Below are 19,306 nucleotides of genomic sequence, written 5' to 3'. Positions count from 1 at the left end.
GACAAAGGCGCTAAATAGCAACAAAAAAACGGGTTTATTGGCGGATAGAAAAAAACGAAAGCACAAATAATGGGAGCGTCAATTTTTCGAGTTTGCTGACCCGGGAGTGAGTCTTGTTCCACTTTGCCAATAACGCCGTCCATAATCAGCCACGAGGTGCGCGATGAATGCGACTGCAGCCCAGACAAAATCTCTTGAGTGGCTTAATCGCCTGCGTGCGAATCCGAAAATTCCATTGATTGTTACCGGTTCCGCGGCAGTGGCGGTCATGGTCGCACTGATCCTGTGGGCGAAAGCCCCCGACTACCGCACATTATTCAGCAATCTTTCCGATCAGGATGGTGGCGCAATTGTCAGCCAACTGACGCAAATGAATATTCCTTACCGCTTCAGCGAAGCCAGCGGCGCTATTGAGGTTCCGGCAGATAAAGTTCACGAACTGCGCCTGCGCCTGGCGCAACAAGGTTTGCCCAAAGGCGGCGCGGTCGGTTTCGAACTGCTCGATCAGGAAAAGTTTGGTATCAGCCAGTTCAGCGAACAGGTGAATTATCAGCGGGCGCTGGAAGGCGAGCTTTCTCGTACCATCGAAACTATCGGCCCGGTAAAAGGGGCGCGCGTACATCTGGCAATGCCGAAACCGTCTTTATTCGTCCGTGAACAAAAATCCCCTTCTGCATCGGTGACGGTAAATCTGTTACCCGGCCGCGCACTCGATGAAGGGCAAATTAGCGCTATTGTACATCTGGTTTCCAGCGCGGTTGCTGGTCTGCCGCCGGGAAACGTCACGCTGGTGGATCAGGGCGGGCATCTGTTAACCCAGTCCAATACCAGCGGGCGCGATCTTAATGACGCTCAGTTGAAATATGCCAGCGATGTCGAAGGCCGTATTCAGCGGCGTATTGAAGCGATCCTGTCGCCTATTGTTGGTAACGGTAATATTCACGCCCAGGTCACGGCGCAACTGGACTTCGCCAGTAAAGAACAAACGGAAGAACAGTATCGCCCTAACGGTGATGAATCTCATGCGGCGCTTCGTTCACGCCAGCTTAATGAGAGCGAGCAAAGCGGTTCCGGTTATCCGGGCGGCGTACCGGGGGCGTTGTCGAATCAACCGGCACCTGCGAATAACGCGCCAATCAGCACGCCTCCGACAAATCAAAATAACCGCCAGCAGCAGTCGAGCACCACCAGCAATAGTGGGCCGCGTAGCACACAGCGGAATGAAACCAGTAACTACGAAGTCGATCGCACCATTCGTCATACCAAAATGAACGTGGGCGATGTGCAACGTCTGTCAGTCGCGGTAGTGGTGAATTACAAAACCTTGCCAGACGGTAAACCATTGCCTCTCAGCAACGAACAGATGAAGCAAATTGAAGCTCTGACCCGCGAGGCGATGGGCTTTTCTGAAAAACGCGGTGATTCGCTCAATGTTGTTAACTCGCCGTTCAATAGCAGTGACGAAAGCGGCGGAGCACTGCCGTTCTGGCAACAGCAAGTGTTTATCGATCAGTTGCTGGCTGCCGGTCGCTGGTTGCTGGTACTGCTGGTGGCGTGGTTGCTGTGGCGGAAAGCGGTACGCCCGCAGCTAACACGTCGCGCCGAGGCGGTGAAGACTGTGCAGCAACAGGCGCAGGCCCGCGAGGAAGTGGAAGATGCGGTGGAAGTCCGTCTGAGCAAAGACGAACAACTCCAACAACGGCGCGCTAACCAACGACTGGGGGCAGAAGTCATGAGCCAGCGTATCCGTGAAATGTCTGATAACGATCCGCGCGTGGTGGCGCTGGTCATTCGCCAGTGGATAAATAACGATCATGAGTAACCTGACAGGCACCGATAAAAGCGTCATCCTGCTGATGACCATTGGCGAAGACCGGGCGGCAGAGGTGTTCAAGCACCTCTCCCAGCGCGAAGTGCAAACCCTGAGCGCTGCAATGGCGAACGTCACGCAGATCTCCAACAAGCAGCTAACCGATGTGCTGGCGGAGTTTGAGCAAGAAGCTGAACAGTTTGCCGCACTGAATATCAACGCCAACGATTATCTGCGTTCGGTATTGGTCAAAGCTCTGGGTGAAGAACGTGCCGCCAGCCTGCTGGAAGATATTCTCGAAACCCGCGATACCGCCAGCGGTATTGAAACGCTCAACTTTATGGAGCCGCAGAGCGCCGCCGATCTGATTCGCGATGAGCATCCGCAAATTATCGCCACCATTCTGGTGCATCTGAAGCGCGCCCAGGCCGCCGATATTCTGGCGTTGTTCGATGAACGTCTGCGCCACGACGTGATGTTGCGTATCGCCACCTTTGGCGGCGTGCAGCCAGCCGCGCTGGCCGAACTGACCGAAGTACTGAATGGCTTGCTCGACGGTCAGAATCTCAAGCGCAGCAAAATGGGCGGCGTGAGAACGGCAGCCGAAATTATCAACCTGATGAAAACGCAGCAGGAAGAAGCCGTTATTACCGCCGTGCGTGAATTCGACGGCGAGCTGGCGCAGAAAATCATCGACGAGATGTTCCTGTTCGAGAATCTGGTGGATGTCGATGATCGCAGCATTCAGCGTCTGTTGCAGGAAGTGGATTCCGAATCGCTGTTGATCGCGCTGAAAGGGGCCGAGCAGCCACTGCGCGAGAAATTCCTGCGCAATATGTCGCAGCGTGCCGCCGATATTCTGCGCGACGATCTCGCCAACCGTGGTCCGGTGCGTCTGTCGCAGGTCGAAAACGAACAGAAAGCGATTCTGCTGATTGTGCGCCGTCTTGCCGAAACTGGCGAGATGGTGATTGGCAGCGGCGAGGATACCTATGTCTGATAATCTGCCGTGGAAAACCTGGACGCTGGACGATCTCGCGCCACCACCGGCAGAGTTTGTGCCAATGGTCGAGTCGGAAGAAACCATTATTGAAGAGGCCGAACCCAGCCTTGAGCAGCAACTGGCGCAACTGCAAATGCAGGCCCACGAGCAGGGTTATCAGGCGGGGATTGCCGAAGGTCGCCAGCAAGGTCACGAACAGGGCTATCAGGAAGGACTGGCCCAGGGGCTGGAGCAAGGTCTGGCAGAGGCGAAGTCTCAACAAGCGCCAATTCATGCCCGGATGCAGCAACTGGTCAGCGAATTTCAAACTACCCTTGATGCGCTTGATAGTGTGATAGCGTCGCGCCTGATGCAGATGGCGCTGGAGGCAGCACGTCAGGTCATAGGTCAGACGCCAACGGTGGATAACTCGGCACTGATCAAACAGATCCAACAGTTGTTGCAGCAAGAACCGTTATTCAGCGGTAAACCACAGCTGCGCGTGCACCCGGATGATCTGCAACGTGTGGATGATATGCTCGGCGCAACCTTAAGTTTGCATGGCTGGCGCTTGCGGGGCGATCCCACCCTCCATCCTGGCGGCTGTAAAGTCTCCGCCGATGAAGGCGATCTCGACGCCAGTGTCGCCACCCGCTGGCAAGAACTCTGCCGTCTGGCAGCACCAGGAGTGGTGTAATGACCACGCGCCTGACTCGCTGGCTAACCACGCTGGATAACTTTGAAGCCAAAATGGCGCAGTTGCCTGCGGTACGTCGCTATGGGCGATTAACCCGCGCTACCGGGCTGGTGCTGGAAGCCACCGGATTACAATTGCCGCTCGGCGCAACCTGTGTCATTGAGCGCCAGAACGGCAGCGAAACGCACGAAGTAGAAAGCGAAGTCGTTGGCTTTAACGGTCAACGGCTGTTTTTAATGCCGCTGGAGGAAGTGGAAGGTGTCCTGCCCGGCGCGCGTGTATATGCCAAAAACATTTCGGCAGAAGGGCTGCAAAGCGGCAAGCAGTTGCCGCTCGGTCCGGCGTTATTAGGTCGTGTTCTGGACGGTAGCGGTAAACCGCTCGATGGCCTGCCCTTCCCCGATACGACGGAAACCGGTGCGCTGATTACCCCGCCATTTAACCCGTTGCAACGTACACCGATTGAACATGTGCTGGACACCGGCGTGCGCCCAATCAATGCCCTGCTTACCGTCGGACGCGGGCAGCGTATGGGGCTGTTTGCCGGGTCCGGCGTTGGTAAAAGTGTGCTGCTGGGGATGATGGCCCGTTACACCCGCGCCGATGTCATTGTCGTGGGTTTGATTGGTGAACGAGGGCGCGAAGTAAAAGATTTTATTGAGAATATCCTCGGTGCCGAAGGGCGTGCACGCTCAGTGGTGATTGCCGCTCCGGCGGATGTTTCTCCGCTCCTGCGAATGCAGGGTGCCGCCTACGCCACGCGCATTGCCGAAGATTTTCGCGATCGTGGTCAGCATGTGTTGCTGATTATGGACTCCCTCACCCGCTACGCGATGGCCCAGCGTGAAATTGCGCTGGCGATTGGCGAACCACCTGCCACTAAAGGTTATCCACCGTCGGTGTTTGCCAAATTACCGGCACTGGTCGAGCGTGCCGGTAATGGCATTAGCGGCGGCGGCTCGATTACCGCGTTTTATACCGTGCTCACCGAAGGCGATGACCAGCAGGACCCCATTGCTGACTCCGCGCGGGCAATCCTCGACGGTCACATTGTGCTGTCTCGCCGACTGGCGGAAGCCGGGCACTATCCGGCTATCGATATTGAAGCGTCGATCAGTCGCGCAATGACGGCGTTGATCAGTGAGCAACATTACGCGCGAGTGCGCACCTTCAAACAGCTGTTGTCGAGTTTTCAGCGTAACCGCGATCTGGTTAGCGTCGGCGCGTATGCCAAAGGCAGCGATCCGATGCTCGATAAAGCCATCGCCCTGTGGCCGCAGCTGGAGGGCTATTTGCAACAAGGCATTTTTGAACGCGCGGACTGGGAAGCGTCTCTCCAGGGGCTGGAGCGTATTTTCCCGACAGTGTCATAACCCAGGAGATAACGGCAGATGGCGGAACATGGTGCGCTGGCGACCCTGAAAGATCTGGCAGAAAAAGAGGTAGAGGATGCCGCTCGCCTGCTGGGTGAAATGCGTCGCGGATGTCAGCAGGCGGAAGAACAGCTCAAAATGCTGATCGATTATCAGAATGAATATCGCAATAACCTCAATAGCGATATGAGTGCCGGGATGACCAGCAACCGCTGGATCAACTATCAGCAGTTTATCCAGACGCTGGAAAAAGCCATTACTCAGCATCGCCAGCAACTTAATCAGTGGACACAGAAAGTTGACATTGCCCTGAACAGCTGGCGAGAAAAGAAACAACGTTTGCAGGCCTGGCAGACACTGCAGGAACGGCAATCCACGGCGGCACTGCTTGCAGAAAACCGCCTCGATCAGAAAAAGATGGATGAGTTCGCCCAGCGCGCCGCCATGAGGAAACCTGAATGATTCGCTTAGCGCCCTTGATTACCGCCAACGTTGACACCACCACATTGCCTGGCGGCAAAGCCAGCGATGCTGCACAAGATTTTCTCGCGTTGTTGAGCGAAGCATTAGCAGGCGAGACAACTACCGACAAAGCGGCCCCCCAGTTGCTGGTAGCAACAGATAAGCCCACGACAAAAGGCGAGCCGCTGATCAGCGATATTGTTTCCGACGCGCAACAAGCGGATTTACTGATCCCCGTGGATGAAACACTGCCTGTCATCAACGACGAACAATCCACATCAACACCGTTAACCACCGCTCAGACGATGACGTTGGCTGCGGTGGCTGACAAAAATACGACAAAAGACGAAAAAGCGGATGATCTTAATGAAGACGTCACCGCAAGCCTGAGCGCCCTTTTTGCGATGTTGCCGGGTTTTGACAATACGCCCAAAGTGACTGATGCACCGTCAACCGTGTTACCGGCAGAGAAACCAACGCTCTTCACAAAACTGACTTCTGCGCAACTCACTACAGCACAGCCTGATGACGCCCCCGGCACCCCAGCTCAGCCATTAACACCGCTGGTAGCAGAAGCCCAGAGTAAAGCGGAAGTCATCAGCACGCCTTCGCCGGTGACCGCTGACGCCAGCCCGCTAATCACTCCACACCAGACACAGCCACTGCCCACCGTCGCCGCGCCTGTTTTGAGTGCACCGCTGGGTTCTCACGAATGGCAACAATCATTAAGCCAGCATATTTCGCTGTTCACCCGCCAGGGGCAACAAAGTGCAGAGTTGCGTCTGCACCCACAGGATTTAGGTGAAGTGCAAATTTCCCTCAAAGTGGATGATAACCAGGCGCAGATCCAGATGATTTCACCGCATCAGCACGTACGCGCCGCCCTGGAAGCAGCGCTGCCGGTACTGCGTACGCAGCTGGCCGAAAGTGGCATTCAGTTAGGGCAAAGCAACATTAGTGGCGAAAGCTTTAGTGGTCAGCAGCAGGCCGCTTCCCAGCAACAGCAAAGCCAACGCACAGCAAACCATGAACCTCTGGCGGGGGAAGATGACGATACGCTTCTGGTTCCCGTCTCTTTACAAGGGCGTGTAACAGGTAACAGCGGCGTTGATATTTTCGCCTAACGTCAGAGGTAGCACCGTAATCCGCGTCTTTTCCCCGCTTTGTTGCGCTCAAGACGCAGGATAATTAGCCGATAAGCAGTAGCGACACAGGAAGACCGCAACACATGACTGATTACGCGATAAGCAAGAAAAGCAAGCGATCGCTTTGGATCCCGATTCTGGTATTCATTACCCTCGCGGCCTGTGCCAGCGCAGGTTACAGCTACTGGCATTCGCATCAGGTTGCCGCTGACGACAAAGCGCAGCAACGCGTCGTGCCCTCCCCGGTCTTCTATGCGCTGGATACCTTTACGGTCAATTTGGGCGATGCGGATCGCGTGCTTTATATCGGCATAACCCTGCGACTGAAAGATGAAGCTACCCGTTCGCGGCTGAGTGAGTATTTGCCGGAAGTCCGTAGCCGTTTGCTGTTACTGTTTTCGCGTCAGGATGCTGCCGTACTGGCGACAGAAGAAGGCAAGAAAAACCTGATTGCCGAGATTAAAACCACACTTTCCACCCCGCTTGTTGCCGGGCAACCGAAACAGGATGTCACCGACGTGCTGTATACCGCTTTTATTCTGCGATAACGACATGGGCGATAGTATTCTTTCTCAAGCTGAAATTGATGCGCTGTTGAATGGCGACAGCGAAGTCAAAGACGAACCGACAGCCAGTGTTAGCGGCGAAAGTGACATTCGTCCGTACGATCCGAATACCCAACGACGGGTTGTGCGCGAACGTTTGCAGGCGCTGGAAATCATTAATGAGCGCTTTGCTCGCCATTTTCGTATGGGGCTGTTCAACCTGCTGCGCCGTAGCCCGGATATTACCGTCGGGGCCATCCGCATTCAGCCGTACCATGAATTTGCCCGCAACCTGCCGGTGCCGACCAACCTGAACCTTATTCATCTGAAACCGCTGCGCGGCACAGGGCTGGTGGTGTTCTCGCCGAGTCTGGTGTTTATCGCCGTGGATAACCTGTTTGGCGGCGATGGACGCTTCCCGACCAAAGTGGAAGGCCGCGAGTTTACCCATACCGAACAGCGCGTCATCAACCGCATGTTGAAACTGGCGCTTGAAGGCTATAGCGACGCATGGAAGGCGATTAATCCGCTGGAAGTTGAGTACGTGCGTTCGGAAATGCAGGTGAAATTTACCAATATCACCACCTCGCCAAACGACATTGTGGTTAACACGCCGTTCCATGTGGAGATTGGCAACCTGACCGGCGAATTTAATATCTGCCTGCCATTCAGCATGATCGAGCCGCTACGGGAATTGTTGGTTAACCCGCCGCTGGAAAACTCGCGTAATGAAGATCAGAACTGGCGCGATAACCTGGTGCGCCAGGTGCAGCATTCACAGCTGGAACTGGTGGCCAACTTTGCCGATATCTCGCTACGCCTGTCGCAGATTTTAAAACTGAAACCCGGCGACGTCCTGCCGATAGAAAAACCCGATCGCATCATCGCCCATGTTGACGGCGTCCCGGTTCTGACCAGTCAGTACGGCACTCTCAACGGTCAGTATGCGTTACGGATAGAACATTTGATTAACCCGATTTTAAATTCTCTGAACGAGGAACAGCCCAAATGAGTGACATGAATAATCCGGCCGATGACAACAACGGCGCAATGGACGATCTGTGGGCTGAAGCGTTGAGCGAGCAAAAATCAACCAGCGGAAAAAGCGCTGCCGACGCGGTGTTCCAGCAATTTGGCGGTGGTGATGTCAGCGGGGCGTTGCAGGATATCGACCTGATTATGGATATTCCGGTCAAGCTGACCGTCGAGCTGGGCCGTACGCGGATGACCATCAAAGAGCTGTTGCGTCTGACGCAAGGGTCAGTCGTGGCGCTGGACGGTCTGGCGGGCGAACCGCTGGATATTCTGATCAACGGTTATTTAATCGCCCAGGGCGAAGTGGTGGTTGTTGCCGATAAATATGGCGTGCGGATCACCGATATCATTACCCCGTCCGAGCGGATGCGCCGCCTGAGCCGTTAGTGATGAATAACCATGCTACTGTGCAATCTTCCGCGCCGGTTTCTGCTGAGCCACTGCTGCAGGTGAGCGGCGCACTCATCGCCATTATTGCCCTGATCCTCGCTGCTGCCTGGCTGGTAAAACGGCTGGGATTTGCCCCTAAACGCACTGGCGTTAACGGTCTGAAAATTAGCGCCAGTGCTTCGCTGGGCGCGCGTGAACGGGTCGTGGTGGTCGATGTGGAAGATGCACGGCTGGTGCTCGGCGTTACCGCAGGGCAAATCAATCTGCTGCATAAACTTCCCCCTTCAGCACCAACGGAAGAGATACCGCAGACCGATTTTCAGTCGGTCATGAAAAATTTGCTTAAGCGTGGCGGGAGATCCTGATGCGTCGTTTGTTTTCTGTCGCACCGGTCCTTCTCTGGCTGATTACGCCCCTCGCCTTCGCGCAACTGCCGGGTATCACCAGCCAGCCGCTACCTGGCGGTGGACAAAGCTGGTCGCTCCCGGTGCAGACGCTGGTGTTCATCACCTCGTTGACGTTCATTCCAGCGATTTTACTGATGATGACCAGTTTCACCCGCATCATTATTGTTTTTGGTTTATTGCGTAACGCGCTGGGAACGCCCTCCGCGCCACCTAACCAGGTATTGCTGGGGCTGGCACTGTTTTTGACCTTTTTTATTATGTCGCCAGTGATCGACAAAATTTATGTCGATGCGTACCAGCCATTCAGCGAAGAGAAAATCTCAATGCAGGAGGCGCTGGAAAAAGGGGCGCAGCCGCTGCGTGAATTTATGCTGCGTCAGACCCGCGAGGCGGATTTAGGGTTGTTTGCCAGACTGGCGAATACCGGCCCGTTGCAGGGACCTGAAGCTGTGCCGATGCGCATTTTGCTCCCGGCCTACGTGACCAGCGAGTTGAAAACCGCATTTCAGATAGGCTTCACGATTTTCATCCCTTTTTTGATTATCGACCTGGTGATTGCCAGCGTGTTGATGGCATTGGGGATGATGATGGTTCCCCCCGCCACCATTGCTCTGCCCTTTAAACTGATGCTGTTTGTACTGGTGGATGGCTGGCAATTGCTGGTCGGTTCGCTGGCGCAGAGCTTTTACAGCTAGAGAGGCAAAATGACACCTGAATCGGTCATGATGATGGGAACTGAAGCGATGAAAGTCGCGCTGGCACTGGCAGCCCCGCTGTTGCTGGTGGCGCTGGTCACGGGCCTTATCATCAGTATTTTGCAGGCAGCCACGCAGATTAACGAAATGACGCTGTCGTTTATTCCGAAAATCATCGCCGTATTTATCGCCATTATTATTGCCGGACCGTGGATGCTCAATCTGTTGCTGGATTACGTCCGCACCTTGTTCACTAACCTGCCGTATATCATCGGGTAGCCCGTACAATGATGCAGGTGACAAGCGATCAATGGCTTTCCTGGTTAAGCCTGTACTTCTGGCCGTTACTGCGCGTGCTGGCGCTCATTTCTACCGCGCCAATTCTGAGCGAACGCAGCGTGCCGAAACGGGTAAAACTGGGTCTGGCAATGATGATCACGTTCGCCATTGCCCCATCATTACCTGCCAACGATGTTCCTGTTTTTTCGTTCTTTGCTCTGTGGCTGGCCGTGCAGCAGATCCTGATCGGCATTGCGCTTGGTTTTACCATGCAATTTGCCTTTGCCGCTGTGCGAACCGCTGGCGAAATTATCGGTCTGCAAATGGGGCTGTCATTTGCGACATTTGTCGATCCTGGCAGCCATCTCAATATGCCCGTTTTAGCGCGCATCATGGATATGCTGGCATTACTGCTGTTCCTGACATTTAACGGTCATTTATGGTTGATTTCACTGCTGGTCGATACCTTTCACACCCTGCCGATTGGTAGCGAACCGTTGAACAGCAATGCGTTTCTGGCACTCACCAAAGCAGGGAGTTTGATTTTCCTTAACGGGCTGATGCTGGCGTTACCGCTCATTACTCTGTTGCTGACCCTGAATCTGGCATTAGGTTTACTGAATCGTATGGCCCCGCAATTATCCATTTTTGTTATTGGATTTCCATTAACTCTGACTGTCGGCATCTCTTTAATGGCGGCATTAATGCCGTTAATTGCGCCTTTTTGCGAACATTTATTCAGTGAGATGTTTAATTTGCTGGCTGATATTATTAGTGAATTACCATTAATATAATTCCGTAACGTTTATCATGCTACCCTAAGGATTATCCGAAAAATAATATCTGCGAACATCTTCCAGGATACTCCTGTAGCGAAATATTTGTTTTAAGCTCACTCACATATCGCAACATTTACTTTACTTTAAGACAATTCCAGGCAAATTATACAACACTTTACGGGATAGTAAGTCCGCCTGAAAAATTGCGAGAGTGGCGCATTAGGTGACCCATGTTGTTCCGTTTAGTCATGATGAAATATTCAGGTAAGGGGAATTATCGTTACGCATTGAGTGAGGGTATGCCATGTCAACGATTATTATGGATTTATGTAGTTACACCCGACTAGGTTTAACCGGGTATCTGTTGAGTAGAGGGGTTAAAAAAAGAGAAATCAACGACATTGAAACCGTTGATGACCTTGCCATAGCTTGTGATTCACAGCGCCCTTCAGTGGTGTTTATTAATGAGGACTGTTTCATCCACGATGCTTCTAACAGTCAGCGCATCAAGCACATCATTAATCAACATCCCAATACGTTATTTATCGTTTTTATGGCAATTGCCAATGTTCATTTTGATGAATATCTATTGGTCAGAAAAAATTTATTGATCAGTTCTAAATCGATTAAACCGGAATCTCTCGACGATATCCTTGGCGATATTCTGAAAAAAGAGACAACGATAACCTCGTTTTTAAATATGCCGACGTTATCATTGAGCCGAACCGAATCGAGTATGTTGCGAATGTGGATGGCAGGTCAGGGAACCATTCAAATCTCCGACCAAATGAATATCAAAGCCAAGACCGTTTCATCGCATAAAGGTAATATTAAACGTAAGATCAAAACGCATAATAAACAGGTTATCTACCATGTCGTCCGACTGACGGATAATGTGACTAATGGTATTTTTGTCAACATGCGCTAACACATTCTGACTGGTGGTTTCCCACCAGTCAGGCTGAATAAGATTACTCTGCTTTCTCAACAAAGATACCGTCCTGATGCCCTGCTTCATTAAAGAACCAGATGCCGAGCGGGTAGTCTTCCAGCGAAACCAGGTACATTGTGCCTTCACTAAACTCCTCAACTGCCAGTACCACGCCAGGACGACGCGGACCGCCATCCGTTTTGACTGTTACCCGATCATTCACCTTCATCGTTTTCCTCCTGTGGCTTTGTGCCAGTGTAGAACAATTTCGTTTTCCTGGCAGCGCCAGGCGCGCGCGAGTGCTGATTTTCTCGACGGTCTATACTTAAGAGATGCCAGGCGGACTTAACGACTGGCGGCAACAACAGAGTAACGGTTGCGAGGAAAGATGATGAAAACCGCAAAAGAGTACAGCGATACCGCAAAACGTGAGGTCAGCGTCGATGTCGATGCCCTGCTGGCGGCGATCAATGAAATTAGCGAAAGCGAAGTTCATCGCAGCCAGAACGATTCTGAACACGTTAGCGTCGATGGACGTGAATATCATACATGGCGTGAATTGGCGGATGCCTTCGAACTGGATATTCATGACTTCAGCGTCTCTGAAGTGAATCGTTGAATGCACAATAAAAAAATCCCGACCCTGAGGGGGTCGGGATGAAACTTGCTTAAGCAAGAAGCACTTAAAAAATTCGTTACACCAGGAAATCTGATGTGTTCATCACCTTATCTGCAATTTTTTTCGCTGACAAGAAAATATTCGCGCTATGAATGATTAACGCTACTTATGAATAGAAATGTGACGCGCGTCACCCCTTGGTGGCTCTGGTGTCAACGGGATCGCTCCCGAAAAAATCATCTTTGATTATTTGTGCTGTTTTGAGAATCATCCTGGTAAGGGGAGTACTGCGCCCATGTTTTCAATTCAACAACCACTACTGGTTTTTAGCGATCTTGATGGCACCCTGCTGGACAGTCATAGTTATGACTGGCAACCGGCAGCCCCCTGGCTCAGCCGTTTACACGAAGCCAATATTCCCGTCATTCTCTGTAGCAGTAAAACTTCAGCGGAAATGCTGTACTTGCAAAAAATGTTGGGGCTACAAGGCTTACCGCTGATTGCAGAGAATGGCGCAGTGATCCAGCTTGCTGAACAATGGCAGGATATAGACGGTTTTCCACGCATCATCTCAGGTATTAGCCATGGCGAAATCTGCCAGGTTTTAAATACGCTACGCGAGAAAGAACATTTTAAATTCACGACTTTTGATGATGTCGACGATGCAACCATTGCCGAATGGACGGGATTAAGCCGTAGCCAGGCGGCGCTGACGCAGCTGCATGAGGCGTCGGTAACGCTAATCTGGCGCGACAGTGACGAGCGTATGGCACAATTTATCGCTCGTCTGAACGAACTGGGCTTGCAGTTTATGCAGGGTGCGCGCTTCTGGCACGTACTGGATGCCTCTGCCGGAAAAGATCAGGCTGCCAACTGGATTATCGCGACCTATCAACAATTGTCAGGCAGACGCCCAACCACACTTGGCCTGGGCGATGGGCCAAACGATGCGCCTTTACTGGAGGTAATGGATTACGCGGTGATTGTGAAAGGGCTAAACCGTGAAGGGGTCCATCTGCATGATGAGGATCCGGCCCGCGTCTGGCGAACGCAGCGTGAAGGACCGGAAGGCTGGCGTGAAGGGCTGGACCATTTTTTCTCCGCCCGTTAAGCGTTATCGCTCGCGAATACCCGATTACGCCCGGCCTGTTTTGCGAGGTAAAGCCGACGGTCGGCCAATGACTGGAGTTGTTCAAAATCATAATCACCGGTTTCCTCGCTGCTACTTACCCCCAGCGAGGCACTGATGCGTATCGTTGTACTCTTGGCGATCAGCATCTCTTTTTCATTTAACTTCAGGCGAATACGTTCTGCGACCTCCGCAGCCTGCGTCAGATTCGCGCCTGGCAGAATCACACAAAACTCCTCACCACCGACCCGCCCGGCAATGTCCTGCGCACGTAAGGAACTGCTAATTAATCCGGCAGCATGAGAAAGAACACGGTCGCCCGCCTGATGACCAAAGCGGTCATTAATCGCTTTAAAATGGTCAAGATCGACCTGAATGACAGAAAAAGGATGTTGGTGCGTGTGACACAATTTAGCGAGCGGACAGGCTTTTTCGAACAATGCGCCACGGTTATATAAACGCGTTAAGGTGTCGTGCCACGCCTGCCACTGCAACGAGCTTTGCAGAACATACATGTTGCTGACCATCCGGCGAATCACATACCAGGAGAGGAGTAACATGCTGGTAAAGAGCGCCCACAGCAGGGTTAATGCAATGCTGATACTGCCGAAATCGCCGCGCACGCCTTCGCTTAGCGTATGGACGCGCACCAGCACACCGTCGAAATGGTCCAGACGTTCCCAGCTAACATAGCGACTGTCAATACGAATGCCGCCCCGCGTGTCATGTTCCATTGCCTGCGCCAGCAAGGCCAGTTCACGAGGATCAAAAATATTCCCTGTTGGGTGGTCAGGATTTGAAGAGGTCAAAAATCTCAGCTTACTGTCATAGAGCTGATACTCACCATCGAGGTTTTTATCGATGGCGTTTCTTAAAAATTGCTGCATAGTACGCACGGGAATACTCATCCCCAGCACGCCATACCAGTAGTTATTACTGTCTACCGGAACACTGACGGTAACCTGCGGTTCAGTATTGCTGGCGTGTTCCGGTTGCGAAGTGAACCAGCGTACCGCGCGGTGACGATTTTCTCGTTGTGAATGGCCGATAAACCAGGGTTGGGTGACATAGCCGTAATAACGCGTTGGTACATTGCGCGTAAACAAGGTCGGCAGCGTCGAAACGTAAAATCCAGCACGCGAGACATACACCGCCTGTTCAACCATCGACGAGGAGTTGTGCGCCAGTCGCAGCAAGTAACCAACTTCCAGTGCAGCGGTAATTTCATTGTCGAGGCTTTCATTTTCGCGAGACAGGAGATTCCCCTCGCTGACTAATGCATCCGATACGCCATTGACTGGCATGGTGCGCCGTCGGTTGAGTTCGATTTGCCAGGCGTGCTCGTCGCGATGCTGTTCGAACTCGGTTACGGCATTACGCAGAGAGATGAAATCCAGTGGCGCCACGAGAGCTTCGCGCATGCCATTACGCAAAAAGATCAGTTTGTCGACGTTATACTGCAAATGCTTATCGAGCGCGTTGGCTACGTTTTCCAGATGATTACGCTGGCTGGAGATATAGGCATCTTCCAGCACCACCACTTCACGCCAGGTGAGCAAGGTGGAAAAAAGCAATACCACGATAAAGCAGAGATTAACGACATGACCAGGCCCCAGGCGGCGTGCGAGTTTTTTCAACCAGCTCTGGTTTTCCATTTTTGTCTCGTGCTGCACCCTGACGACTCCCAACCTGCTTTTTTATGATTCTGGCATAACCCGGCGATAGCGTACCGCAAAACAGCGATAATTTTATAATGGTGGCATGATAAGACGCGACTATCATTCATTGCAGGCATTGGGACACCAGGCCGGATGTGATCCGGCCTGGTGTTAATGATACCCTTTCAAACTTCTTCCGCAGAACGACTCCCCTCCCCCGGAACAAGATCGGTTTCATGAAAAGCTTCCCGCTTGACCCCGTAACCGTCATACCAACGACACTCAACCATACCGCTGGAGTATCCAGTGACAATCATCCGCGGGCCGCCCTCTTTAACCGTAACTTCCTCACTAACCATAAAGCTCATACTCGCCTCCTTTTTTCGAGTGAAACTTGTTCACCTTAGTTGAAGATGGCGAATTTTGCATAATAGCCAGTGCGAGTATTAATGTGCCTGACCGCGCATTTTCGCTACTGCTTTCACTCCCAGCACCACGATGCCGCCGATGATAAATCCAAGAATCAGATTTAAAATAGTCGGTAATATCATCGCCACCACTGCACTTTGCTGCCCGGCGATATGTTCAATAGCGTGATGCAGCGGCGCAATACCATGTACCACAATCCCGCCGCCGACGAGGAACATCGCCAGCGTGCCGACAATCGATAGCGCTTTCATCAGCCAGGGCGCGATAATCAATAACCCTTTACCTAATGCCTGCATCAGCGCGCTGGATTTTTCCGCCAGCCAATACCCCAGGTCATCAATCTTAACGATAACCCCTACCAGACCGTAGACGCCCACGGTCACTACCAGCGCGATGCCTGAAAGCACCAGCACCTGATTAAGCAACGGTGCCTCTGCCACAATCCCCAGCGTAATGGCGACGATTTCCGCAGACAAAATAAAATCGGTACGAATCGCCCCTTTAATTTTGTCCTTTTCAAACTTCAGCGGATCCTGCGCCGCCAGCTTCTCCAGACGCTGCTGGCTCTGCGCTGGATCTTCTTTATGTTTACGCGCCTCCAGCATATGCAGCACTTTCTCTACCCCTTCAAAGCAGAGAAACGCGCCACCAATCATCAACAGTGGCGTAATCGCCCACGGGATAAACGCACTGATGATCAGCGCCAGCGGCACCAGAATCACTTTATTGATCAGCGATCCTTTCGCCACGCCCCAGACCACGGGAAGTTCCCGGTTGGCCCGCACGCCTGAAACTTGTTGCGCATTGAGCGATAAATCATCCCCTAATACACCGGCGGTTTTCTTCGCCGCCAGTTTGCCCATCACGGAGATATCGTCCAGCAGTGTGGCGATATCATCGAGCAACGTCAGTAAACTACTCCCGGCCAAAAGCATTCCCTCTCATTTTTATTGTTGAAGGGTGTAAGTATGAAGCAAAAACGGCAGCTCTGATACTTGCTTCACAGGTCAACATTTATTTAACAATCAAGTGCAATTATATCTCTCGCCAGCAGAATGATTTTCACGTTTACTATGAACCACCTTTTTATTTCCGCCGTGAGGGATTATGCGTTTCCGCCAGTTGTTACCGCTTTTTGGCGCGCTGTTTGCGTTGTATATCATTTGGGGCTCAACCTATTTTGTCATTCGGATTGGCGTGGAAAGCTGGCCTCCGTTAATGATGGCGGGCGTTCGATTCCTGGCAGCCGGTATTTTATTGCTGGCATTTTTGCTACTGCGCGGACACAAACTTCCCCCGCTACGTCCGCTGCTCAATGCCGCGCTGATTGGCCTGTTATTGCTGGCTGTCGGTAATGGCATGGTGACGGTTGCCGAACATCAAAATGTTCCTTCCGGCATCGCCGCCGTAGTGGTTGCAACCGTGCCCCTCTTTACCCTGTGCTTCAGTCGCCTGTTTGGCATTAAAACGCGCAAACTGGAATGGGTGGGTATCGCCATTGGGCTTGCCGGAATCATCATGCTCAATAGCGGTGGAAATTTAAGCGGCAATCCGTGGGGCGCGATTCTGATTTTAATCGGCTCGATTAGCTGGGCGTTTGGCTCAGTTTATGGCTCGCGCATTACCTTACCTGTAGGGATGATGGCGGGTGCGATTGAGATGCTGGCGGCAGGCGTGGTGTTAATGATCGCGTCGATGATTGCGGGTGAAAAACTGACGGCGCTCCCTTCCCTGTCAGGCTTCCTTGCGGTCGGCTATCTGGCGCTGTTTGGTTCGATTATCGCCATTAACGCTTATATGTATTTAATCCGTAATGTCAGTCCGGCTCTCGCCACCAGCTACGCCTACGTTAACCCGGTGGTCGCGGTCTTGCTGGGTACGGGACTGGGTGGCGAAACGCTGTCGAAGATTGAATGGCTGGCGCTCGGCGTAATTGTTTTCGCGGTGGTACTGGTCACGTTGGGAAAATATCTCTTCCCGGCCAAACCCGTTGTCGCGCCAGTTATTCAGGATGCATCAAGCGAGTAAATGAATCCCCTGCGTGTCGATCTGCGCGCTGGCACCTTCGCCGCAGATCCACTCTTCCAGACGCTCGGTAAGCGCCGCATCCGTCAGCTTCTCGCGCCCACGTAACGCACACTCCCAGACAATCAGTACGCGCCAGCCGAGCTCCTGCAAGCGACTGATATCGCGGCGATCGCGTTCAACATTTTTACCTATCTTCTCCAGCCAGAACTCGGTTCGAGTCGCAGGCACTTTAAACAGATAGCAGTGATGATGATGCCAGAAGCAGCCGTGGGTAAATATCACGCAGCGATATTCATCAACGACAAAATCCGGGCGTCCGGGCAGACTGGCGTCCTGAACGCGAAACGCAAGGCCCTGCCCGGTTAACAAACTGGCGAGGCGCTTCTCAATCGCCGTATCACGCGTGGCAATCGCGCGCATATTTTTGCTGCGGGTGGCCTTATCGTGAACGTCGACCATGTTGTGCCTCTTGCTGACGCAACGCCACCGCCTGTTTGATTTTTGGCTCAAGCAGTTTTGCCACCGCGGCAAAGACCGGCACGACCACCGAGTTACCGAACTGGCGATAGGCCTGAGTGTCCGAAACCGGAATGCGGAATTTCGCTTCTCCCGGCGCTTCAAAACCCATTAAGCGCGCGCATTCACGAGGTGTTAACCGACGTGGACGATGTTGCTGATTCAGCGGATCGTCAAAGTCTTTCTCACCCGTGGCCATATCCCAGCCGCGGTCGATTAAAATTTCCGCGCCATCTTTGTAATAACGAGCAGACAGCGTACGGGTGACGCTTTGCGGATTGTTCGGATAAACCATTCCATAACCGAAGCCGTTACCGCGCGCCTGATGTTTTTTCGCATATCGATAGAGGTACTTCCACAGCACCGGCGTCAGGATATATTTCGCCTCAACCATCGGGTCCAGCAGCTGCGCCAGCGTCACTCGCTGTGCAGGGAAACATTCGCTGATATCACGCAGAGTAAAATCGGCTTTCAGATTCAGATCGCGACGAAAACCCACCAGCACGATGCGTTCACGGTGCTGCGGCAGGAAATGTTTACCATCGATGATTTTCGGATCGTCCGGCCCGTTATCTTCTGCATCAGCCACGTCATAGCCCAGTTCGTCCAGCGTCTGCATGATGATGCGGAACGTTTTTCCCTTATCGTGACTCTTCAGGTTTTTGACGTTTTCGAGCACAAACATCGCCGGACGACGCGCGTCGATAATGCGCACCACATCAAAGAACAGCGTGCCCTGGGTATCGCAGGCAAAACCGTGCGCCCGCCCGAGCGAGTTCTTTTTCGATACGCCAGCCAGCGAAAATGGCTGACAAGGGAAACCGGCCAGTAAAACATCGTGTTCAGGAATGTGTTGACGAATATGTTCCGCCGCCGCCTCATCACTCACGCCTTCTTGATGGCTGAGGGTGATGTCGCGGATATCCTCATTAAAATGATGCGTCGCCGGGTCGCAATAATGGTTGGCTTTATAAGTGCGTACCGCATGTTTGTTCCATTCGCTGGTAAACACGCACTGTCCACCAATCGATTCAAAACCACGACGGATGCCGCCAATTCCGGCAAATAGATCGATAAAGCGAAACGCATAATGCGGATGATGTTCCGGTGGTTTGGGTAACAACGTTTGCAGATGGGCAAACTCTTTCTCACTTAAACGGTGCCATGCCGAGTCATTCGCCAGCGCACGTTTTAAAATTGCCGCGCTCCAGTGATTCTCACCCACACCATTAAGCTGCGCCACCAGCGTTTTAACATCATAAATTTGCAGCAGTTTCTCCAGCATTGCCTGTGCGGCATTCCCGGTGCTGTATGAATCGGTTACTGATATATTTTCCTGCATAGATTTAACCGGCCATCTGAGATGGCCGACAGGTTAACATAATTACTGCCGTTTA

The 19,306-nt window shown here is 52.6% G+C and carries 23 protein-coding genes; 17 read left to right on the top strand and 6 right to left on the bottom strand.

Annotation, left to right across the window (positions count from 1 at the left end; all coding sequences use genetic code 11):
- Positions 1 to 163: 163 nt before the first annotated feature.
- The 14 genes from fliF (at position 164) to rcsA (ending at position 11,527) form a co-directional block, all read left to right on the top strand.
- Positions 164 to 1,822, top strand: coding sequence for a flagellar basal-body MS-ring/collar protein FliF (gene fliF / locus C4F37_RS05235; protein ID WP_001557051.1), 1,659 nt, complete (start codon positions 164 to 166; stop codon positions 1,820 to 1,822).
- Complete coding sequence (gene fliG / locus C4F37_RS05230; RefSeq protein WP_000067950.1) at positions 1,815 to 2,810, top strand: flagellar motor switch protein FliG; 996 nt, start codon at positions 1,815 to 1,817, stop codon at positions 2,808 to 2,810. The genes fliF and fliG overlap by 8 nt, the downstream gene beginning before the upstream one ends.
- A complete protein-coding gene (gene fliH, locus C4F37_RS05225; RefSeq protein ID WP_001773942.1) occupies positions 2,803 to 3,489 on the top strand; it encodes a flagellar assembly protein FliH in 687 nt (228 codons plus the stop codon). Before fliG ends, fliH begins: the two co-directional genes overlap by 8 nt.
- A complete protein-coding gene (gene fliI, locus C4F37_RS05220) occupies positions 3,489 to 4,862 on the top strand; it encodes a flagellar protein export ATPase FliI (RefSeq protein WP_000213277.1) in 1,374 nt (457 codons plus the stop codon). Before fliH ends, fliI begins: the two co-directional genes overlap by 1 nt.
- Before the next feature lie 18 nt (positions 4,863 to 4,880).
- A complete protein-coding gene (gene fliJ, locus C4F37_RS05215) occupies positions 4,881 to 5,324 on the top strand; it encodes a flagellar export protein FliJ (RefSeq protein ID WP_000807584.1) in 444 nt (147 codons plus the stop codon).
- Positions 5,321 to 6,448, top strand: coding sequence for a flagellar hook-length control protein FliK (locus C4F37_RS05210; protein ID WP_001773943.1), 1,128 nt, complete (start codon positions 5,321 to 5,323; stop codon positions 6,446 to 6,448). Before fliJ ends, C4F37_RS05210 begins: the two co-directional genes overlap by 4 nt.
- 104 nt (positions 6,449 to 6,552) lie before the next feature.
- Complete coding sequence (gene fliL / locus C4F37_RS05205) at positions 6,553 to 7,017, top strand: flagellar basal body-associated protein FliL (RefSeq protein ID WP_000133106.1); 465 nt, start codon at positions 6,553 to 6,555, stop codon at positions 7,015 to 7,017.
- 4 nt (positions 7,018 to 7,021) lie between these two features.
- Positions 7,022 to 8,026, top strand: a complete 1,005-nt coding sequence (gene fliM, locus C4F37_RS05200) for a flagellar motor switch protein FliM (RefSeq protein WP_001295641.1) — start codon at positions 7,022 to 7,024, stop codon at positions 8,024 to 8,026.
- The gene (fliN, locus tag C4F37_RS05195; protein ID WP_001282088.1) at positions 8,023 to 8,436 is read left to right on the top strand and encodes a flagellar motor switch protein FliN; all 414 of its coding nucleotides are present in this window, start codon (positions 8,023 to 8,025) and stop codon (positions 8,434 to 8,436) included. The genes fliM and fliN overlap by 4 nt, the downstream gene beginning before the upstream one ends.
- Before the next feature lie 2 nt (positions 8,437 to 8,438).
- On the top strand, positions 8,439 to 8,804 hold the full coding sequence (fliO, locus tag C4F37_RS05190) for a flagellar biosynthetic protein FliO (RefSeq protein ID WP_001298519.1): 366 nt from the start codon (positions 8,439 to 8,441) through the stop codon (positions 8,802 to 8,804).
- Positions 8,804 to 9,541 (top strand): flagellar type III secretion system pore protein FliP, encoded by a 738-nt coding sequence (gene fliP / locus C4F37_RS05185; RefSeq protein WP_001253318.1) that lies wholly within the window; start codon positions 8,804 to 8,806, stop codon positions 9,539 to 9,541. The genes fliO and fliP overlap by 1 nt, the downstream gene beginning before the upstream one ends.
- 9 nt (positions 9,542 to 9,550) lie before the next feature.
- Positions 9,551 to 9,820, top strand: coding sequence for a flagellar biosynthesis protein FliQ (gene fliQ / locus C4F37_RS05180; RefSeq protein ID WP_000187358.1), 270 nt, complete (start codon positions 9,551 to 9,553; stop codon positions 9,818 to 9,820).
- A gap of 8 nt (positions 9,821 to 9,828) precedes the next feature.
- Positions 9,829 to 10,614, top strand: coding sequence for a flagellar biosynthetic protein FliR (fliR, locus tag C4F37_RS05175; RefSeq protein ID WP_001557052.1), 786 nt, complete (start codon positions 9,829 to 9,831; stop codon positions 10,612 to 10,614).
- A gap of 289 nt (positions 10,615 to 10,903) precedes the next feature.
- The gene (rcsA, locus tag C4F37_RS05170) at positions 10,904 to 11,527 is read left to right on the top strand and encodes a transcriptional regulator RcsA (RefSeq protein WP_000103994.1); all 624 of its coding nucleotides are present in this window, start codon (positions 10,904 to 10,906) and stop codon (positions 11,525 to 11,527) included.
- Positions 11,528 to 11,570: 43 nt separating this feature from the next.
- On the opposite strand, the gene dsrB is transcribed toward rcsA, so the two are convergent.
- Entirely contained in the window at positions 11,571 to 11,759 is a 189-nt protein-coding gene (gene dsrB, locus C4F37_RS05165; protein ID WP_000867217.1) for a protein DsrB, read from the bottom strand.
- A 162-nt stretch (positions 11,760 to 11,921) separates the two neighbouring features.
- On the opposite strand from dsrB, the gene yodD reads away from it, so the two are divergent.
- Positions 11,922 to 12,149, top strand: coding sequence for a peroxide/acid resistance protein YodD (yodD, locus tag C4F37_RS05160; protein WP_000844800.1), 228 nt, complete (start codon positions 11,922 to 11,924; stop codon positions 12,147 to 12,149).
- Positions 12,150 to 12,444: 295 nt separating this feature from the next.
- Complete coding sequence (locus C4F37_RS05155) at positions 12,445 to 13,260, top strand: mannosyl-3-phosphoglycerate phosphatase-related protein (protein WP_000491484.1); 816 nt, start codon at positions 12,445 to 12,447, stop codon at positions 13,258 to 13,260.
- Here the strand turns inward: C4F37_RS05155 and dgcQ are convergent.
- The 3 genes from dgcQ to C4F37_RS05135 form a co-directional block, all read right to left on the bottom strand.
- Positions 13,257 to 14,951 (bottom strand): cellulose biosynthesis regulator diguanylate cyclase DgcQ, encoded by a 1,695-nt coding sequence (gene dgcQ / locus C4F37_RS05150; protein ID WP_001773944.1) that lies wholly within the window; start codon positions 14,949 to 14,951, stop codon positions 13,257 to 13,259. The genes C4F37_RS05155 and dgcQ overlap by 4 nt on opposite strands.
- Before the next feature lie 170 nt (positions 14,952 to 15,121).
- Positions 15,122 to 15,304 (bottom strand): YodC family protein, encoded by a 183-nt coding sequence (locus C4F37_RS05140; RefSeq protein ID WP_000009302.1) that lies wholly within the window; start codon positions 15,302 to 15,304, stop codon positions 15,122 to 15,124.
- A gap of 78 nt (positions 15,305 to 15,382) precedes the next feature.
- Complete coding sequence (locus tag C4F37_RS05135) at positions 15,383 to 16,300, bottom strand: DUF808 domain-containing protein (RefSeq protein ID WP_001773945.1); 918 nt, start codon at positions 16,298 to 16,300, stop codon at positions 15,383 to 15,385.
- 172 nt (positions 16,301 to 16,472) lie between these two features.
- Between C4F37_RS05135 and yedA the strand changes: the two genes are divergently transcribed.
- Positions 16,473 to 17,393, top strand: coding sequence for a drug/metabolite exporter YedA (gene yedA, locus C4F37_RS05130; RefSeq protein WP_001212226.1), 921 nt, complete (start codon positions 16,473 to 16,475; stop codon positions 17,391 to 17,393).
- Here the strand turns inward: yedA and vsr are convergent.
- Positions 17,382 to 17,852, bottom strand: a complete 471-nt coding sequence (gene vsr / locus C4F37_RS05125; RefSeq protein ID WP_000228686.1) for a VSPR family DNA mismatch endonuclease — start codon at positions 17,850 to 17,852, stop codon at positions 17,382 to 17,384. The genes yedA and vsr overlap by 12 nt on opposite strands.
- Positions 17,833 to 19,251, bottom strand: coding sequence for a DNA-cytosine methyltransferase (gene dcm / locus C4F37_RS05120; protein WP_001157268.1), 1,419 nt, complete (start codon positions 19,249 to 19,251; stop codon positions 17,833 to 17,835). Before dcm ends, vsr begins: the two co-directional genes overlap by 20 nt.
- Positions 19,252 to 19,306 lie beyond the last annotated feature (55 nt).

This window comes from Escherichia sp. R1, from assembly GCF_003000935.1.
Lineage (GTDB): Bacteria > Pseudomonadota > Gammaproteobacteria > Enterobacterales > Enterobacteriaceae > Escherichia > Escherichia coli.
The sequence above is the reverse complement of the archived record's forward strand: the minus strand, read 5'-3'. Positions and strand labels throughout refer to the sequence as shown.

Bases quoted from the DNA above. Each gene is read 5' to 3' on its own strand.
- fliF (WP_001557051.1), top strand. From the start codon at position 164: ATGAATGCGACTGCAGCCCAGACAAAATCTCTTGAGTGGCTTAATCGC.
- fliG (WP_000067950.1), top strand. From the start codon at position 1,815: ATGAGTAACCTGACAGGCACCGATAAAAGCGTCATCCTGCTGATGACC.
- fliH (WP_001773942.1), top strand. From the start codon at position 2,803: ATGTCTGATAATCTGCCGTGGAAAACCTGGACGCTGGACGATCTCGCG.
- fliI (WP_000213277.1), top strand. From the start codon at position 3,489: ATGACCACGCGCCTGACTCGCTGGCTAACCACGCTGGATAACTTTGAA.
- fliJ (WP_000807584.1), top strand. From the start codon at position 4,881: ATGGCGGAACATGGTGCGCTGGCGACCCTGAAAGATCTGGCAGAAAAA.
- C4F37_RS05210 (WP_001773943.1), top strand. From the start codon at position 5,321: ATGATTCGCTTAGCGCCCTTGATTACCGCCAACGTTGACACCACCACA.
- fliL (WP_000133106.1), top strand. From the start codon at position 6,553: ATGACTGATTACGCGATAAGCAAGAAAAGCAAGCGATCGCTTTGGATC.
- fliM (WP_001295641.1), top strand. From the start codon at position 7,022: ATGGGCGATAGTATTCTTTCTCAAGCTGAAATTGATGCGCTGTTGAAT.
- fliN (WP_001282088.1), top strand. From the start codon at position 8,023: ATGAGTGACATGAATAATCCGGCCGATGACAACAACGGCGCAATGGAC.
- fliO (WP_001298519.1), top strand. From the start codon at position 8,439: ATGAATAACCATGCTACTGTGCAATCTTCCGCGCCGGTTTCTGCTGAG.
- fliP (WP_001253318.1), top strand. From the start codon at position 8,804: ATGCGTCGTTTGTTTTCTGTCGCACCGGTCCTTCTCTGGCTGATTACG.
- fliQ (WP_000187358.1), top strand. From the start codon at position 9,551: ATGACACCTGAATCGGTCATGATGATGGGAACTGAAGCGATGAAAGTC.
- fliR (WP_001557052.1), top strand. From the start codon at position 9,829: ATGATGCAGGTGACAAGCGATCAATGGCTTTCCTGGTTAAGCCTGTAC.
- rcsA (WP_000103994.1), top strand. From the start codon at position 10,904: ATGTCAACGATTATTATGGATTTATGTAGTTACACCCGACTAGGTTTA.
- dsrB (WP_000867217.1), bottom strand. From the start codon at position 11,759: ATGAAGGTGAATGATCGGGTAACAGTCAAAACGGATGGCGGTCCGCGT.
- yodD (WP_000844800.1), top strand. From the start codon at position 11,922: ATGAAAACCGCAAAAGAGTACAGCGATACCGCAAAACGTGAGGTCAGC.
- C4F37_RS05155 (WP_000491484.1), top strand. From the start codon at position 12,445: ATGTTTTCAATTCAACAACCACTACTGGTTTTTAGCGATCTTGATGGC.
- C4F37_RS05140 (WP_000009302.1), bottom strand. From the start codon at position 15,304: ATGAGCTTTATGGTTAGTGAGGAAGTTACGGTTAAAGAGGGCGGCCCG.
- C4F37_RS05135 (WP_001773945.1), bottom strand. From the start codon at position 16,300: ATGCTTTTGGCCGGGAGTAGTTTACTGACGTTGCTCGATGATATCGCC.
- yedA (WP_001212226.1), top strand. From the start codon at position 16,473: ATGCGTTTCCGCCAGTTGTTACCGCTTTTTGGCGCGCTGTTTGCGTTG.
- vsr (WP_000228686.1), bottom strand. From the start codon at position 17,852: ATGGTCGACGTTCACGATAAGGCCACCCGCAGCAAAAATATGCGCGCG.
- dcm (WP_001157268.1), bottom strand. From the start codon at position 19,251: ATGCAGGAAAATATATCAGTAACCGATTCATACAGCACCGGGAATGCC.